Raw genomic sequence first — 14954 nt, 5'->3', positions numbered from 1 at the left:
TCAGGGTTGATCCGCGCCTGTACCCCTGATTCCTTTTGCTCCGATCCCTCCCATGCACGATCCGAACTGCCTTTTCTGCAAAATCATCGCGGGCCAGATTCCGTCCAAGAAGGTCTATGAGGACGAAGAAATCTTCGCCTTCCACGACATCCACCCGTGGGCGCCGGTGCACTTTTTGATGGTGCCCAAACTGCATATCCCTTCCATGGCACAGGTCACCCCGGAGCATGCCGGCGTGCTGGGGCGCATGATGGCGCTGGCGCCGAAGCTGGCGCTGGAGCAGGGCTGCAACCCGTATCCGGATGGTGGCTTTCGCGTCGTGGTAAACACGGGGCTTGAAGGTGGGCAGGAAATCCACCACCTGCATATCCATGTGATGGGCGGACCCCGCCCGTGGCTCAAAGGCTGAACCAGGCTGACGATCGGGGCAGATACAGCGGTGCCGGCATGTCCCGGCATTGAACTCCTGTCACGCCCCCCGTCTAAAATGATTGCAATTCGTTAGGAGATATTTCATGGGCTCTTTTTCCATCTGGCACTGGCTGATCGTGCTGTTGATCGTTGTGATGGTGTTCGGTACCAAGAAGCTCAAGAACATGGGCTCCGACCTGGGCGGCGCCGTGAAGGGCTTCAAGGACGGCATGAAGGACGGCGCTTCGGACGCCCCCGCTGCTGCCACGCCCCCCGCTGGCCAGGTGGCCAACAGCCAGGCTGCCGACAAGACCACCATCGATGTCGAAGCCAAGCAAAAGAGCTGAGCGGGTGCCATCGACCTGCAGCCTTTGCCTGCCTTGTACGGGCGCCTGATCCATGATTGATATTGGTCTGTCCAAAATGGCGCTGATCGGTGCCGTGGCGTTGATCGTCATCGGCCCCGAAAAGCTGCCCCGCGTGGCCCGCACCGTTGGCACCTTGCTGGGCAAGGCGCAGCGCTATGTCTCCGATGTGAAGGCGGAGGTCAACCGGTCCATGGAGCTCGATGAGCTCAAGAAGATGAAGGACACGGTGGAGAACGCCGCGCGCGACGTGCACAACACTATCCAGACCAGCGCCAGCGAGTTCGAGAAGGACTGGAACGAGGCCATCGATTCGAGCAGCAACGCCGATCTGCGCGAGCAGGCGGCCGTGGTGCCTGCCTACAAGCACCCCGGCAAGAACTGGCGCCTCAAGCGCGGCGCGGTGCCCCAGTGGTACAAGGCGCGCAGCGGTGTGCGCACCAAGGCACAGTCTGGCGCAGCCCGCGTAGCACGCTACCGCCCCCAAAAATTCCACTGACGCAGCCTGCCGCGCCCCCTGCGCTGCATGGGCGGCCTTGACGCCCACGAAAACCCACCATGTCCGAAACCCCCTCCAAAGAAGACGAACTTGCCGGCACCGAGCAGCCGTTCGTACAGCACCTCATGGAGCTGCGCGACCGCCTGGTCAAGGCCATGATCGCCATCGCCATTGCGGCGGCCATCCTGTTCTTCTTCCCGGGCCCCGGCGCGCTGTACGACTTTCTGGCCGCCCCCCTGGTGGCCCATCTGCCCAAGGGGGCCACGTTGATCGCCACCTCGGTGATCTCGCCCTTCATGGTGCCGCTCAAGATCTTGCTGATGTCGGCGTTTTTGCTGGCGCTGCCCTTTGTGCTGTGGCAGATCTGGGCTTTTGTGGCGCCCGGCCTGTATTCGCACGAGAAGAAGCTGGTGCTGCCGCTGGTGATCTCCAGCACGCTGCTGTTTTTCGTGGGAGTGGCGTTTTGCTACTACCTGGTGTTTGGCCAGGTGTTTGCGTTCATCCAGAGCTTTGCCCCCAAGAGCATCACGGCCGCACCTGACATCGAGGCCTACCTGAGTTTTGTGCTGTCCATGTTCCTGGCGTTTGGCATGGCCTTCGAGGTGCCGATTGCCGTGGTGGTGCTGGCGCGCATGGGCATCGTGAGCGTGCAGAAGCTGCGCGAGTTTCGTGGCTATTTCATCGTGCTGGCCTTTGTGGTGGCCGCCGTCGTGACGCCGCCCGATGTGGTGTCGCAGCTGTCGCTGGCCGTGCCGATGTGCCTGCTGTACGAGGTGGGCATCTGGGCCGCGCAGATCTTCATCAAGCACACCCAGGCGCCCGAAGAGCCTGGCGAATCCGCTTCCGCATCCTGACCCTCTGGCCTCGCAGGCGGGCGGGGCTGCGACGGGGGGATGCGCAGATCACGTCTCTGGGGCTCCGCCCAGGCTGTGAAAGCGAATATTCAATAAAAACAGCCGCAAGCGCTAGTTTTATATACGCTTGCAGCTATCATTTTCATAGTGCTGCGTGGAGTTGGCTGCACACGCGTTGGCGTGACATGATCCATCCGATACCTTCGTGCTGGCCTGTGCTTCACTCCCGCCTGACCTTGCACCAGGGCCATCGAGGCCGTCACCCTTCGCCAACCTCGCCCCACGCTCCGCCGCATTGACGGCTTGTCCCCGGCGCTGGTGAGGCCGATCCGGGCTTGCTAGCTAAGACGTCAGCGCCTCACATTGCGCTGGGGCCGGGGGCGCACGCCCGGGTTGATACTCAGCTCCACCCGCTTGTCGGCCCGTTGCACATCAAACGCCGCCGCCTGGCCGGGCTTGAGCGCTGCCACAGCGGTCAGCAGCTGCGACACATTGCTCACGGCCTTGCCATCCACCTGCACGATCACGTCGCCGGGCCGCATGCCGGCCTGGGCGGCGGGGCCATCCTGCAGCACACCGGTGATGATCACGCCCTCGGTGGCCTTCTTCACTCCAAAGGTTTCGGCCAGTTCGGGCGAGAGTTCGTTGGGCTCCACACCGATCCAGCCGCGTGTGACCTGGCCGTCCTTCACGATGCCGTCGAGCACCATGCGCGCGGTGGACACGGGGATGGCAAAGCCGATGCCCATGCTGCCGCCGGAGCGCGAGTAGATCGCGGTATTGATGCCCATGAGGTTGCCGTTCACATCGACCAGCGCGCCGCCCGAATTGCCGGGGTTGATGGCTGCGTCGGTCTGGATGAAGTTCTCGAAGGTGTTGATGCCCAGCTGGCTGCGGCCCAGTGCGCTCACGATGCCGCTGGTCACGGTCTGCCCCACGCCGAAGGGGTTGCCGATGGCCAGCACCTGGTCGCCCACGTCCAGGGCGTCGGAGTTGCCCAGCACGATGACTGGCAGCTTGTCGAGTTCGATCTTGAGGATGGCCAGGTCGGTGTCGGGGTCGGTGCCGATCACGCGCGCACGGGCGCGGCGGCTGTCGGTCAGGGTCACCTCGATCTCGTCCGCGCCTTCGACCACATGGTTGTTGGTCAGGATGTAGCCCTCGGGGCTCACAATCACGCCGCTGCCGAGGCCCGCCTGCGCCTGGCTGCCCTGGTCGCCAAAGAAGAACTGGAACCAGGGGTCGTTGCTGCGCGGGTGGCGCACTTCCTTGCTGGTGTTGATGCTGACCACGGCCGGTGCCGCCTTGCGCGCCGCGCCGCTGAAGCTGCCCGCTGCGGGCTGGGAGGGCGGCGTGGCGGGCGCCTCCAGCAGCGCAATGCCCGCCCCGGAGCGCGTGGTGCCCCGGCCCAGCCATTCAGGCTGGAGCGTGGCGACAACAAAGTAGGCCGCAACGAGGACCGTCACGGACTGGGAAAACAGCAGCCAGAGTCGCTTCATGAAAGGTGCTTACCGGTGGTGGTACAGGGTGGCGATGGAGGCGGGCCCCGCAGATTCTCCTGGGCGGCCCGGTGTATTCCTCCAGTGCGGGATTGTCTCCCAATGTGGGGTGCGGACGGCGCGCCACAATAGCGGCATGAGCATTCACCGCAGTCAACTTTTGCAGGCGTTTGATAGCCTGCTGCAACCCGAGCGCTTCAAGGACTACGGCCCGAACGGCCTGCAGGTCGAGGGCAAGGCCGAGATCCAGCGCGTGGTGAGCGGCGTCACCGCCAGCCGTGCCCTGATCGAGGCGGCCATTGCAGCGCAGGCCGACGCTATCTTTGTGCACCACGGCCTGTTCTGGCGCGGGCAGGACGGCCGCATCACGGGCTGGATGAAGCAGCGGCTGCAGCTGCTGCTGGCACACGACATCAACCTGTTTGCCTACCACCTGCCGCTCGATGCCCATGCCGAACTGGGCAACAACGCGCAGCTGGGCCGGGTGCTGGGTTTTGCTGCCGATGCGCGGTTTGGCGAGCAGGATCTGGGCTTTGCGGCGCCCGCGGCGTTCGACAATGTCCAGGCCGTGGCCGACCATGTGGCCCAGGCGCTCGGCCGCCCCGTGACCCTGGTGTCGCCGGGTGAGGTGGGCGGTGGTGCCGCTGCACGGCGCCCAGTGCGCCGCGTGGCGTGGTGCACGGGCGGCGCGCAGGGGTATTTCGAGTCGGCCATTGCGGCGGGGGCGGATGTTTTCATTACCGGCGAAATCTCCGAGCCCCAGGCGCATCTGGCGCGCGAGACAGGCGTGGGCTTCATAGCCGCCGGGCACCATGCCACGGAGCGCTACGGCGCCCCCGCTGTGGCGGCCCATGTGGCAGAACAGTGCGGGCTGAGCCACCAGTTCATCGAGATCGACAACCCCGCCTAAACGATGGCAAGACACCGCACAACAAGGCGTCGCTTCGTCGGGTTGTGTGGTTCAGTTTGCTCACTTATTAATAGCTAATGGCGCATGATCAACTAGCGCTACAGGCACTTTTGGCTTCAAACCCATGCAACCCATCGCCATCACCCAGGGAGACCCCGCCGGCATCGGCCCCGAGATCGTGGCCAAGGCTTTTCGGGATGCGCCCGATGCGCTGCGCCATTGTTTTGTCGTCGGTGACTTGGCCACTGTGCGCCGCGCTGCGGGCGTCATCACACGCCCCGGCGTGCCCGGTGTGCCCGTGGCCCAGATCGGGACCCCGGGCGAAGCGGCGGACGCTCCGCCCCGCTGCATCCCGGTGCTGCAACTGCCCGGTATCCCGGGGGCCCAGCCTTGGGGCGAGATCAGCGCCGCCGCGGGCCGCGCTGCGGCGGACAGCGTGATCTGGGCGGCGCGTGCCGCGTTGCGTGGGGAGGTGGCGGCGCTGGTGACGGCACCCTTGCACAAGGAGGCGTTGTCCGCGGCCGGCGTGGACTTTCCGGGGCACACGGAGCTGTTGCAGGCAGAGGCCGCCGCGCACCAGGGCGTGTCGCTGGCCCAGATGCCGGTGCGCATGATGCTGGCCAATGACGAGCTGCGCACCGTGCTCGTCAGCATCCATGTGTCGCTGCGCGACGCCATTGCCGCAGTCACACAAGACAACGTGCTGCAGACGCTGCGCATCACCCACGCGGCCTTGCAGCGCAGCCTGGGCCGCGTGCCGCGCATCGGCGTGGCGGGGCTCAATCCCCATGCGGGCGAGGGTGGGCTGTTCGGCCGCGAAGAGCTGGAGGTGATCGCTCCGGCCATTGCCGCCGCGCGTGGCGCGGGGCTGGACGTGCACGGCCCCTTTGCGCCCGACACGGTGTTCATGCGCGCCCGCAGCACGCCGCAGCGCGCGTGCGAATTCGACGCGGTGATTGCCATGTACCACGACCAGGGCCTGATCCCGGTGAAGTACCTGGGGGTGGAAAAGGGCGTGAACGTGACCCTGGGCCTGCCCCTGGTGCGAACCAGCCCCGACCATGGCACGGCGTTTGATATTGCAGGGCAGGGCGTTGCAGATGCCTCCAGCCTGATCGAGGCGGTGCGCATGGCGCGGGCGCTGTGCGGTTGATGTCGGTCGCCGAGGCTTTACAGCCTGGCGCTGATCGAAATCAAACGAACGGCTGAAAAAGTGGGTGCCTGGCCGGGCGCAGCGGGCCCCAAGCTGTCCAGAAAAGCCAACGCCACCGGCGGCTGGTCGTAACAGCGCAGCGGTGGCGTGGTGTGCGGCCGCAAGGGCCGCGTGCCCAGGGGGCTACTTCTTCAGGCTGTCGCGGATTTCGCGCAGCAGCACGATGTCTTCGGGAGGCGCCACCGGTGCGGCGGGGGCGGGAGGGGCTTCGCGCTTGAGGCGGTTGATCTGCTTGATCATCATGAAGATGATGAACGCCAGGATCACAAAGTTGACCGCCACGGTCAGGAAGTTGCCATAGGCAAACACGGGCACGCCCGCTTTTTTGAGGGCATCGAGCGTGGTGCCCGTGCCCGGGGGTACGGTGCCCAGCACGATGAACAGGTTGGAGAAATCGAGCTTGCCAAAGACCAGCCCCACCACGGGCATGATCAGGTCTGCTACCACCGAATCCACGATCTTGCCAAAGGCACCGCCAATGATGACGCCCACCGCGAGGTCAATCACATTGCCCTTGACCGCGAACTCCCTGAACTCTTGCATCATCCCCATGTAGTTTCTCCTTGTAAAACGGTGATGGGCGAGTATTGCCCGGTTCGCCCCTCTGTCAAGGCAGCAAACCACTTGGAAATAACCATTTTCACTCCGCTACAATTCGCGGTTGACCCCAATCTAGCGATGTTCATCGAGGATCCCCATGAGTGACACTCCAATCGACTCCAGCAAGCGGACGTGGATCATCACGTCAGCATGTGCTGGTGCGGTGGGCGGCGTGGCAACCGCCGTTCCTTTCGTGAGTACTTTCCAGCCCTCAGAGCGTGCCAAAGCCGCTGGTGCTGCAGTCGAGGTGGATATCTCCGCCCTCAAACCTGGAGAAAAGGTCACTGTGGAGTGGCGCGGCAAGCCCGTCTGGATCATCAAGCGCACGCCCGAGCAACTGGCAGAGCTGCCCAAGCTCGACGGCCAGCTCGCCGATCCCAAGTCGGAGCGCAAGCCCTCCGAACTCACGCCCGAGTACGCCCGCAACGAGGCGCGTTCGATCAAGCCAGAAATTTTTGTGGGTGTGGGCATCTGCTCGCACTTGGGTTGCTCGCCCTCCGACAAGTTCCAGCCCGGTGCACAGCCTTCGCTGCCCGATGACTGGAAGGGCGGCTTCCTGTGCCCCTGCCACGGCTCCACGTTCGACATGGCGGGCCGCGTCTTCAAGAACAAGCCAGCCCCCGACAACCTCGAGGTGCCTCCGCACATGTACCTGTCCGATACGCGCCTGCTGATCGGTGAAGACAAGAAGGCTTGACGGAGAACGACATGGCCCACGAATTCAAAGAAATCTCGCCGAACGCCTCCGCAGGCGCCAAGGTCACCAACTGGTTCGAGAACCGGTTCCCGACGGCCTTTGACGCCTACAAGGTCCACATGTCGGAGTACTACGCTCCGAAGAACTTCAACTTCTGGTACATCTTCGGCTCGCTCGCGCTGGTCGTGCTGGTGATCCAGATCGTGACCGGCATCTTCCTGGTCATGCACTACAAGCCGGACGCCAATCTGGCGTTTGCCTCGGTCGAATACATCATGCGCGATGTGCCCTGGGGCTGGCTGATCCGCTACATGCACTCCACGGGCGCCTCGGCGTTCTTCGTGGTGGTGTATCTGCACATGTTCCGTGGCCTCATCTACGGCAGCTACCGCAAGCCGCGCGAGCTGGTCTGGATCTTTGGCTGCGCGATCTTCCTGTGCCTCATGGCTGAAGCCTTCATGGGCTACCTGCTGCCCTGGGGCCAGATGTCCTACTGGGGCGCCCAGGTGATCGTGAACCTGTTTGCCGCCATTCCCTTTATTGGTCCAGACCTGGCCCTGTTGATCCGTGGCGACTATGTGGTGGGCGACGCGACGCTGAACCGCTTCTTCAGCTTCCACGTGATTGCCGTGCCTCTGGTGCTGTTGGGCCTGGTGGTGGCGCACTTGCTGGCGCTGCACGACGTGGGCTCCAACAACCCCGACGGTGTGGAAATCAAGGGCCCCAAGGCTCCCAAGGATGCCAATGGCAAGCCGCTCGATGGCGTGCCCTTCCACCCTTACTACACGGTGCATGACATCTTCGCGCTGAGCATGTTCCTGATGGCGTTCACGGCCGTGGTGTTCTTTGCTCCCGAGTTCGGTGGCTACTTCCTCGAATACAACAACTTCATCCCCGCGGATCCGCTCAAGACCCCGGCCCACATTGCCCCGGTCTGGTACTTCACGCCGTTCTATTCGATGCTGCGTGCCATCACCACCGAGATGATGTATGTGCTTGTGCTGTGCGTGGTCGCTGGCGCCGGTTTTGGCGTGCTCAAGGCCAAGCTGCCCAGCTTTGTGAAGGCGGGTATCGCCGGTGCGGCCGTGGTGGTCATCGCCATGATGCTGTCCATCGATGCCAAGTTCTGGGGTGTGGTGGTGATGGGTGGCGCTGTGATCATCCTGTTCTTCCTGCCCTGGCTGGATCACAGCCCCGTCAAGTCGATCCGCTACCGCCCTGACTGGCACAAGTACCTCTACGGCGTGTTCGTGATCATCTTCCTGATCCTGGGCTACCTGGGTGTGCAGCCACCGTCGCCGATCGGCGAGCGGGTGTCGCAAGTCGGAACGCTGTTCTACTTCGGCTTCTTCCTGCTGATGCCCTGGTGGAGCCGCATCGGTGAAACCAAGCCCGTGCCTGACCGCGTGACCTTTGTGGCGCACTGAGCCTGGAGATAACAACAATGAAGAAAATCATCCTCACGTTGATCGCCGCTGTGGGTCTGGTCACTGGCGCTGCCCATGCGGCAGGCGCTGACACCATCGCCTGGGACAAGGCGCCCAACAAGACCAACGACCTGGCCTCGCTGCAAAACGGCGCCAAGATCTTCGTCAACTACTGCCTCAGCTGCCACTCCGCTGCGTTCATGCGTTTCAACCGCCTGCGCGACATCGGCCTGACGGAGCAGCAGATCAAGGACAACCTGCTGTTCACCACCGACAAGGTGGGCGAAACCATGAAGGCGTCGATCGATCCCAAGCAGGCCAAGGAATGGTTTGGCGCCAACCCGCCCGACCTCACCGTGATCGCACGTTCGCGTGCAGGCCACGGCGGTACGGGGGCTGACTATCTGTACACCTTCCTGCGTACCTTCTACCGCGACGACACCAAGGCCACGGGCTGGAACAACCTGGCTTTCCCCAGCGTGGGCATGCCCCATGTGCTGTGGCAAATGCAGGGCGAGCGTCGTCCCGTGTTTGAAGAGCACGAGAGCCATGGCCACAAGACCCAGGTGTTCAAGGGCTGGGAGCAGATCACTCCCGGCACGATGACGCCGCTGCAGTTCGACCAGAACATTGGCGATCTGGTGAACTATCTGCAGTGGATGGGTGAACCCGCGCAAAACACCCGGTGGCGCGTCGGCGTCTGGGTGCTGATTTTCCTGGGCGTGTTCACCGTCATCGCCTGGCGCCTGAACGCTGCGTTCTGGAAGGACGTCAAGTAAACACCAGATCCATTCCCAGCACCCTGCGGGGTGCCATTGGATTTATTGCAGAGTGGGCGCTTTTAGCGTCCCACTCTTTTGATTTTTAGGAGCCTCCCACCATGATGGTGCTTTATTCGGGTACGACCTGTCCCTTCTCCCACCGCTGCCGTTTTGTCCTGTTTGAAAAGGGCATGGACTTTGAAATCCGCGATGTGGACCTGTACAACAAGCCCGAAGACATCAGCGTGATGAACCCGTACGGCCAGGTGCCCATCCTGGTCGAGCGTGACCTGATCCTGTACGAGTCGAACATCATCAATGAGTACATCGATGAGCGTTTTCCTCACCCCCAACTGATGCCCGGTGACCCGGTGGATCGTGCCCGCGTGCGCCTGTTCCTGCTCAACTTCGAGAAGGAACTGTTCGTGCACGTGAACACGCTCGAATCGCGCGCCACCAAGGGCAATGAAAAGGCGCTGGAAAAGGCCCGCGCGCACATTCGCGACCGCCTGACGCAGCTGGCCCCCGTGTTCCTCAAGAACAAGTACATGCTGGGCGACAACTTCTCGATGCTGGACGTGGCCATCGCACCGCTGCTGTGGCGCCTCGACTACTACGGCATTGACCTGTCCAAGAATGCGGCCCCGCTGCTCAAGTACGCAGAGCGCATCTTCTCGCGCCCCGCCTACATCGAAGCGCTGACGCCGTCCGAAAAGGTCATGCGCAAGTAAGCAGCGGCCTGCAGACTTCACTTCTTCCATCGCAGCCGTAACAACGCCATCCATGACCGCACAGGAATCGACCTCTACGCGCCCCTATCTCATTCGTGCACTCTACGAATGGTGCACCGACAACGGGCTGACGCCTTATGTGGCGGTGCGTGTGGACGATTCCGTGCAGGTTCCGCGCGAGTACGTGAAGGACGGTGAGATTGTTCTGAACATCAGCTTTGATGCCACCAGCGCGTTGCAGCTGGGCAATGAATTCATCGAATTCAAAGCCCGATTTGGCGGCAAGCCCCGCGAAATCCTGGTGCCCGTGGGTCGTGTGATTGCCATCTATGCCCGCGAGAACGGTCAAGGCATGGCGTTTCCGCCCCCGGTGGACCTGCTGCCATCTGCTGAAGGGGCTCCGGCAGCACTGTCTGCGGCAGGGGCTCCTACTGCCGTGCCAGCGGAGGAGGCGTCGGCCGTAGCTGCTGAAGATCGCGTTGTGCAACTGGTGGGGGTGGAAGACGGCCACAAGGACGATGGGGGCGATGCGCCCCGGCCTCCGCCTTCTCAGGGTGGCGCGCGTCCCTCGCTGAAGCGCATCAAATAACGGGTTTTCAAATTTCGGGCGGTTTTTACAGGATAAAATACTGCCTTCGCCGGTTTAGCTCAGTTGGTAGAGCACCCGCCTTGTAAGCGGTAGGTCGTCAGTTCGATTCCGACAACCGGCACCATCTTTCTTCTTTTCGCATTCCCTGGCCAGACGCTTGCCGTCAGGTTTGAACTTTCAGGCGAATCGCGTTAACCTCCCACCCCCGACTGCGCAGATGCGCCTGCAAAGCAGGCAGCAGCTGGCGAATTTTTGCCGCCGCAGCGTTGCTCTTTACCAGCAGGCACCAGCTGTCCCCGTCGATGGGACCCGCCTGAACTGCGGGGCGCAGTGCAGCGGGGATCAGCAATTCAATGGCCTTGAGCCGATCACTGGAGTCGCGTGTCAGCGCTGTGAGCCTGGCCAGTGTGGGGGATTCCTCACTGGCCTGCTGCAGGGTGACGGCGTAGTGGCGGCGATTCATGGCGTAGCGTCTTCGGGCGTGGAGTATGGACAGTGCATTTGATTATCACGGACGCCAGGCTGGCGCGCAGCCGGGCCATTCATTTGTCTGGCACCCGCCTGGTGCTGGCGGGTCTTGCGTTATCGCTGTGCTTGATGGTGGTGGCGGCGGGCCTGTACCACTGGGTGTTTCTGAAAGGCGCGCGTGAGGGCTGGCCCATTGTGGGCTCGCTGGTGCGTCTGGTGGTCAAGGACGAGTTTGCGGAGCGTGACCGTTTCATGCGCGCCAACCTGGACGCCATGGCCCGGCGGGTGGGTGAAATGCAGGCGCGTATGGTGCAGCTGGAGTCCCTGGGGGACCGTGTGCTGGGCTTGGCAGGCATGGCCCCTGCGGACATCCCGAAACAGGATGCGCGCGGCGGTGCATTGGTCAGTGCTCGCAATCTTTCGATGGAAGAGCTGCAGGCCACGCTGGATGATCTGGAACGCCTAACCAACCAGCGTGTGGATCTGATGACGGTGCTGGAGTCCCGTTTGTTCGACCAGCACATCCGCAAGAAGATGATCCCGACCCATGCGCCTGTCACGGGGCGCGTGGCAGGTTCTGGATTTGGCTGGCGCGTCGATCCCATCACGGGGCAGTCGGCCTTGCACACGGGGCTGGATTTCCAGGCCGACACCGGCACGCCCATCCTGGCGGCCGCCGGGGGCGTGGTCGTGACCCAGGAATACCACCCCGCCTACGGCAACATGGTCGAGGTGGACCATGGCAACCAGCTGGTGACACGCTACGCCCATGCCTCGCGCGTACTGGTCAAACAAGGCGATATCGTGCGTCGCGGGCAAAAGATTGCAGAGATTGGCACCACCGGTCGCTCCACGGGCCCCCATCTGCACTTTGAGGTGCTGGTGCAGGGGGTTTTCCAGGACCCTCAGAAGTTCCTGAATGCGGGCGGTACGGCCACCGGGGCGCAGGTCGCCGCCGTTCAGCCCTCCCCATTGGCGGGACAGCCGGCTACCCCGGCAACGGGCAGGTAAAATCGCGGGTCCGGCGTTCTCTGCCCGCCGTTGCAATGCTTGCAATACCGGTCGCAGGACCCATCTGAACTCAATTCATCTTAGGGATTTCGGTCGCCTGACGCGCTGATGGCAGCGGGACAGGCGGTCCTGTTCGCATGGCCACCAACTTCCTCACCAAAATATTCGGCAGCCGCAATGACCGGCTCCTCAAGCAGTACCGCAAGACGGTGAACCGCATCAATGCGATGGAGCCCGAGTACGAGAAACTGTCGGACGAGCAGCTCCGGGTCAAGACGCAGGAGTTCAAGGACCGCGTGGCCAAAGGTGAGTCGCTGGACAGCATCCTTCCCGAAGCGTTTGCCGTGGTGCGCGAGGGCTCCAAGCGCATCATGAAGATGCGGCACTTTGATGTGCAGCTGCTGGGCGGCATGGCGCTGCACTTCGGCAAGATCGCCGAAATGCGCACCGGCGAAGGCAAGACCCTGACGGCCACGTTGCCGGTCTACCTCAATGCCCTCTCGGGCAAGGGCGTGCATGTGGTGACGGTGAATGACTACCTCGCCAACCGCGACGCGCAGTGGATGGGTCGCCTGTACAACTTCCTGGGCCTCACGGTGGGCATCAACCTGCCCAACATGCCCCGTGAAGAAAAGCAGGCGGCGTACCGGGCCGACATCACCTACGGCACCAACAACGAATACGGCTTTGACTACCTGCGCGACAACATGGTCTATGAAGCGCAGGACCGCGTGCAGCAGGGCCTGAACTTTGCCATCGTGGACGAGGTGGACTCGATCCTGATCGACGAAGCCCGCACGCCGCTCATCATCAGCGGCCAGGCCGAAGACCACACGGCGATGTACATCGCCATGAACAAGGTGGTGCCCCTGCTGGTGCGCCAAGAGGGCGAAGCCGACCCCCGCACGGGCGAGGGCGTGACCAAGCCCGGCGACTTCACGCTGGACGAAAAAACCCACCAGGTGTTCCTGACCGAGCAAGGCCACGAAACGGCCGAACGCATTCTGGCGTCCCACGGCCTGATCGCCGAAGGTGCGTCGGTGTACGACCCGGCCAATATCACGCTGATGCACCACCTGTATGCGGCGCTGCGGGCCAACCACCTGTACCACCGCGATCAGCACTACGTGGTGCAAAACGGCGAGATCGTGATCGTGGACGAGTTCACCGGCCGCCTGATGTCGGGCCGCCGCTGGAGCGAAGGCCTGCACCAGGCCGTGGAAGCCAAGGAAGGCGTGAACATCCAGGCCGAGAACCAGACGCTGGCCTCCATCACCTTCCAGAACTATTTCCGCCTGTACAGCAAGCTCGCTGGCATGACGGGCACAGCCGACACCGAAGCCTATGAGTTCCAGGAAATCTATGGCCTGGAAACCATGGTCATCCCACCCAACCGGCCCAGCAAGCGCGACGACCAGCTGGACCGCGTGTACAAGACCACGCGTGAGAAGTACGAAGCCGCGATCAAGGACATCCGCGAATGCCACGAGCGCGGCCAGCCCGTGTTGGTGGGCACGACGTCGATCGAGAACTCCGAAATCATCGACCAGTTGCTGAACAAGGAAGGCCTGCCCCACCAGGTGCTCAATGCCAAGCAGCACGCCCGTGAGGCCGATATCGTGGCCCAGGCGGGTCGTGAGGGCATGATCACCATCGCCACCAACATGGCCGGTCGTGGTACCGACATCGTGCTGGGCGGCAACATCGAGAAGGATGTGGCAGCCATCGAAGCCGACGAGTCCCTGTCCGAGTCCGAGCGCGCCGCCAAGGTGGCCGCGCTGCGCGAGCAGTGGAAGGTGGACCACGAGAAGGTGAAGGCACTGGGCGGCCTGCGCATCATCGCCACCGAGCGCCATGAGTCGCGCCGCATCGACAACCAGCTGCGTGGCCGTTCGGGCCGCCAGGGCGACCCCGGTTCCTCACGTTTCTACCTGAGCCTGGACGATTCGCTCATGCGCATCTTCGCGGGCGACCGCGTCAAGGCTATCATGGACCGCCTGAAGATGCCCGATGGCGAAGCCATTGAAGCGGGCATCGTGACGCGCAGCATCGAATCGGCCCAGCGCAAGGTGGAGGCCCGCAACTTCGACATCCGCAAACAGTTGCTGGAGTACGACGACGTGGCCAACGACCAGCGCAAGGTGATCTACCAGCAGCGCAACGACATCCTGGACGCCTCTGACCTGTCGGATGTGATTGCGGCCATGCGCGAAGACTGCATGACCGATCTGGTGCGCCAGTATGTGCCTGCCGAATCGGTGGAGGAGCAGTGGGATCTGGCCGCGCTGGAAAAGGCGCTCGCAGAAGAATGGCAGGTGCCAATCGCGCTGCAGCAGGAAGTGCAGGGCGCCAATGCGATCACCGACGATGAAATCCTGGACAAGGTCTTGCAGGCAGCACATGCGGCCTTCAATGCCAAGGTCGAGCAGGTCGGCCGCGAGAACTTCACACAGTTTGAGCGTGTGGTGCTGCTGCAGAACTTTGACTCCAACTGGCGCGATCATCTGAGCGCCCTCGACTACCTGCGCCAGGGCATTCATCTGCGCGGCTATGCGCAAAAGCAGCCCAAGCAGGAGTACAAGCGCGAGGCCTTCGAGCTGTTCCGTCAGCTCATCGACCAGGTCAAGAACGAGGTCACCAAGATCCTCATGACCGTGCAGGTGCAGTCGCAAGCGCAGCTCGACCAGGCAGCGCAGGACATGGAGCAGCGCGCCGAGAGCATTGCCAACGTGACCTACACCGCACCCACCGAAACCGGCGAGGTGGAGACCACGGTGGATGCACAGACCGTGGCCCAGCAAGCGGTGCCTGAAGGCATGCGCGTGGGCCGCAACGACCCCTGCCCTTGCGGCAGCGGCAAGAAGTACAAACAGTGCCACGGCAAACTGGCTTGATTTCCTGATCCAGACAACACGGGCT

Annotated in this window: 16 protein-coding genes and 1 tRNA gene; 14 read left to right on the top strand and 3 right to left on the bottom strand. The window is 63.0% G+C overall.

Annotated elements, in window-relative coordinates:
- Positions 1 to 52: 52 nt before the first annotated feature.
- The 4 genes from ACT531_RS19975 (at position 53) to tatC (ending at position 2129) form a co-directional block, all read left to right on the top strand.
- A complete protein-coding gene (locus ACT531_RS19975) occupies positions 53 to 409 on the top strand; it encodes a histidine triad nucleotide-binding protein (protein ID WP_015012693.1) in 357 nt (118 codons plus the stop codon).
- Positions 410 to 515: 106 nt separating this feature from the next.
- Positions 516 to 758 carry a Sec-independent protein translocase subunit TatA gene (gene tatA, locus ACT531_RS19970; protein WP_015012694.1) on the top strand — a complete coding sequence of 81 codons (243 nt, stop codon included), beginning with the start codon at positions 516 to 518 and terminating at the stop codon, positions 756 to 758.
- A gap of 52 nt (positions 759 to 810) precedes the next feature.
- A complete protein-coding gene (gene tatB / locus ACT531_RS19965; protein ID WP_015012695.1) occupies positions 811 to 1275 on the top strand; it encodes a Sec-independent protein translocase protein TatB in 465 nt (154 codons plus the stop codon).
- Positions 1276 to 1334: 59 nt separating this feature from the next.
- Positions 1335 to 2129: a twin-arginine translocase subunit TatC gene (gene tatC / locus ACT531_RS19960; RefSeq protein ID WP_110959728.1), complete on the top strand. Its 795-nt coding sequence runs from the start codon at positions 1335 to 1337 to the stop codon at positions 2127 to 2129.
- Between the two features lie 350 nt (positions 2130 to 2479).
- Here tatC and ACT531_RS19955 read toward each other — a convergent pair whose 3' ends face one another.
- The gene (locus tag ACT531_RS19955; protein WP_291445535.1) at positions 2480 to 3628 is read right to left on the bottom strand and encodes a Do family serine endopeptidase; all 1149 of its coding nucleotides are present in this window, start codon (positions 3626 to 3628) and stop codon (positions 2480 to 2482) included.
- Positions 3629 to 3764: 136 nt separating this feature from the next.
- Here ACT531_RS19955 and ACT531_RS19950 point away from each other — a divergent pair, with 136 nt between their 5' ends.
- Together ACT531_RS19950 and pdxA are read left to right on the top strand one after the other, a co-directional pair.
- Positions 3765 to 4538: a Nif3-like dinuclear metal center hexameric protein gene (locus ACT531_RS19950; RefSeq protein ID WP_476018545.1), complete on the top strand. Its 774-nt coding sequence runs from the start codon at positions 3765 to 3767 to the stop codon at positions 4536 to 4538.
- 124 nt (positions 4539 to 4662) lie between these two features.
- On the top strand, positions 4663 to 5691 hold the full coding sequence (gene pdxA / locus ACT531_RS19945) for a 4-hydroxythreonine-4-phosphate dehydrogenase PdxA (protein ID WP_476018544.1): 1029 nt from the start codon (positions 4663 to 4665) through the stop codon (positions 5689 to 5691).
- A gap of 183 nt (positions 5692 to 5874) precedes the next feature.
- On the opposite strand, the gene mscL is transcribed toward pdxA, so the two are convergent.
- Positions 5875 to 6303, bottom strand: coding sequence for a large conductance mechanosensitive channel protein MscL (gene mscL, locus ACT531_RS19940; RefSeq protein ID WP_015012700.1), 429 nt, complete (start codon positions 6301 to 6303; stop codon positions 5875 to 5877).
- 145 nt (positions 6304 to 6448) lie between these two features.
- Between mscL and petA the strand changes: the two genes are divergently transcribed.
- The 6 genes from petA (at position 6449) to ACT531_RS19910 (ending at position 10680) form a co-directional block, all read left to right on the top strand.
- Positions 6449 to 7048, top strand: a complete 600-nt coding sequence (petA, locus tag ACT531_RS19935) for a ubiquinol-cytochrome c reductase iron-sulfur subunit (RefSeq protein ID WP_015012701.1) — start codon at positions 6449 to 6451, stop codon at positions 7046 to 7048.
- An 11-nt stretch (positions 7049 to 7059) separates the two neighbouring features.
- On the top strand, positions 7060 to 8475 hold the full coding sequence (locus ACT531_RS19930) for a cytochrome b (protein WP_015012702.1): 1416 nt from the start codon (positions 7060 to 7062) through the stop codon (positions 8473 to 8475).
- Positions 8476 to 8492: 17 nt separating this feature from the next.
- Complete coding sequence (locus ACT531_RS19925) at positions 8493 to 9254, top strand: cytochrome c1 (RefSeq protein WP_476018543.1); 762 nt, start codon at positions 8493 to 8495, stop codon at positions 9252 to 9254.
- A gap of 101 nt (positions 9255 to 9355) precedes the next feature.
- On the top strand, positions 9356 to 9967 hold the full coding sequence (locus ACT531_RS19920; RefSeq protein WP_005794209.1) for a glutathione S-transferase N-terminal domain-containing protein: 612 nt from the start codon (positions 9356 to 9358) through the stop codon (positions 9965 to 9967).
- Positions 9968 to 10019: 52 nt separating this feature from the next.
- A complete protein-coding gene (locus tag ACT531_RS19915) occupies positions 10020 to 10556 on the top strand; it encodes a ClpXP protease specificity-enhancing factor (RefSeq protein ID WP_476018542.1) in 537 nt (178 codons plus the stop codon).
- Positions 10557 to 10604: 48 nt separating this feature from the next.
- Positions 10605 to 10680, top strand: a tRNA-Thr gene (locus ACT531_RS19910).
- A 39-nt stretch (positions 10681 to 10719) separates the two neighbouring features.
- On the opposite strand, the gene ACT531_RS19905 is transcribed toward ACT531_RS19910, so the two are convergent.
- The gene (locus ACT531_RS19905) at positions 10720 to 11019 is read right to left on the bottom strand and encodes a hypothetical protein (RefSeq protein ID WP_015012705.1); all 300 of its coding nucleotides are present in this window, start codon (positions 11017 to 11019) and stop codon (positions 10720 to 10722) included.
- Between the two features lie 32 nt (positions 11020 to 11051).
- On the opposite strand from ACT531_RS19905, the gene ACT531_RS19900 reads away from it, so the two are divergent.
- Together ACT531_RS19900 and secA are read left to right on the top strand one after the other, a co-directional pair.
- Positions 11052 to 12035, top strand: coding sequence for a M23 family metallopeptidase (locus ACT531_RS19900; protein WP_476018541.1), 984 nt, complete (start codon positions 11052 to 11054; stop codon positions 12033 to 12035).
- Between the two features lie 137 nt (positions 12036 to 12172).
- A complete protein-coding gene (secA, locus tag ACT531_RS19895; protein ID WP_476018540.1) occupies positions 12173 to 14929 on the top strand; it encodes a preprotein translocase subunit SecA in 2757 nt (918 codons plus the stop codon).
- Positions 14930 to 14954 lie beyond the last annotated feature (25 nt).

It is taken from the genome of Acidovorax sp. DMC1 (assembly GCF_056314325.1).
This window is presented reverse-complemented; position numbering and strand designations above follow the sequence as displayed.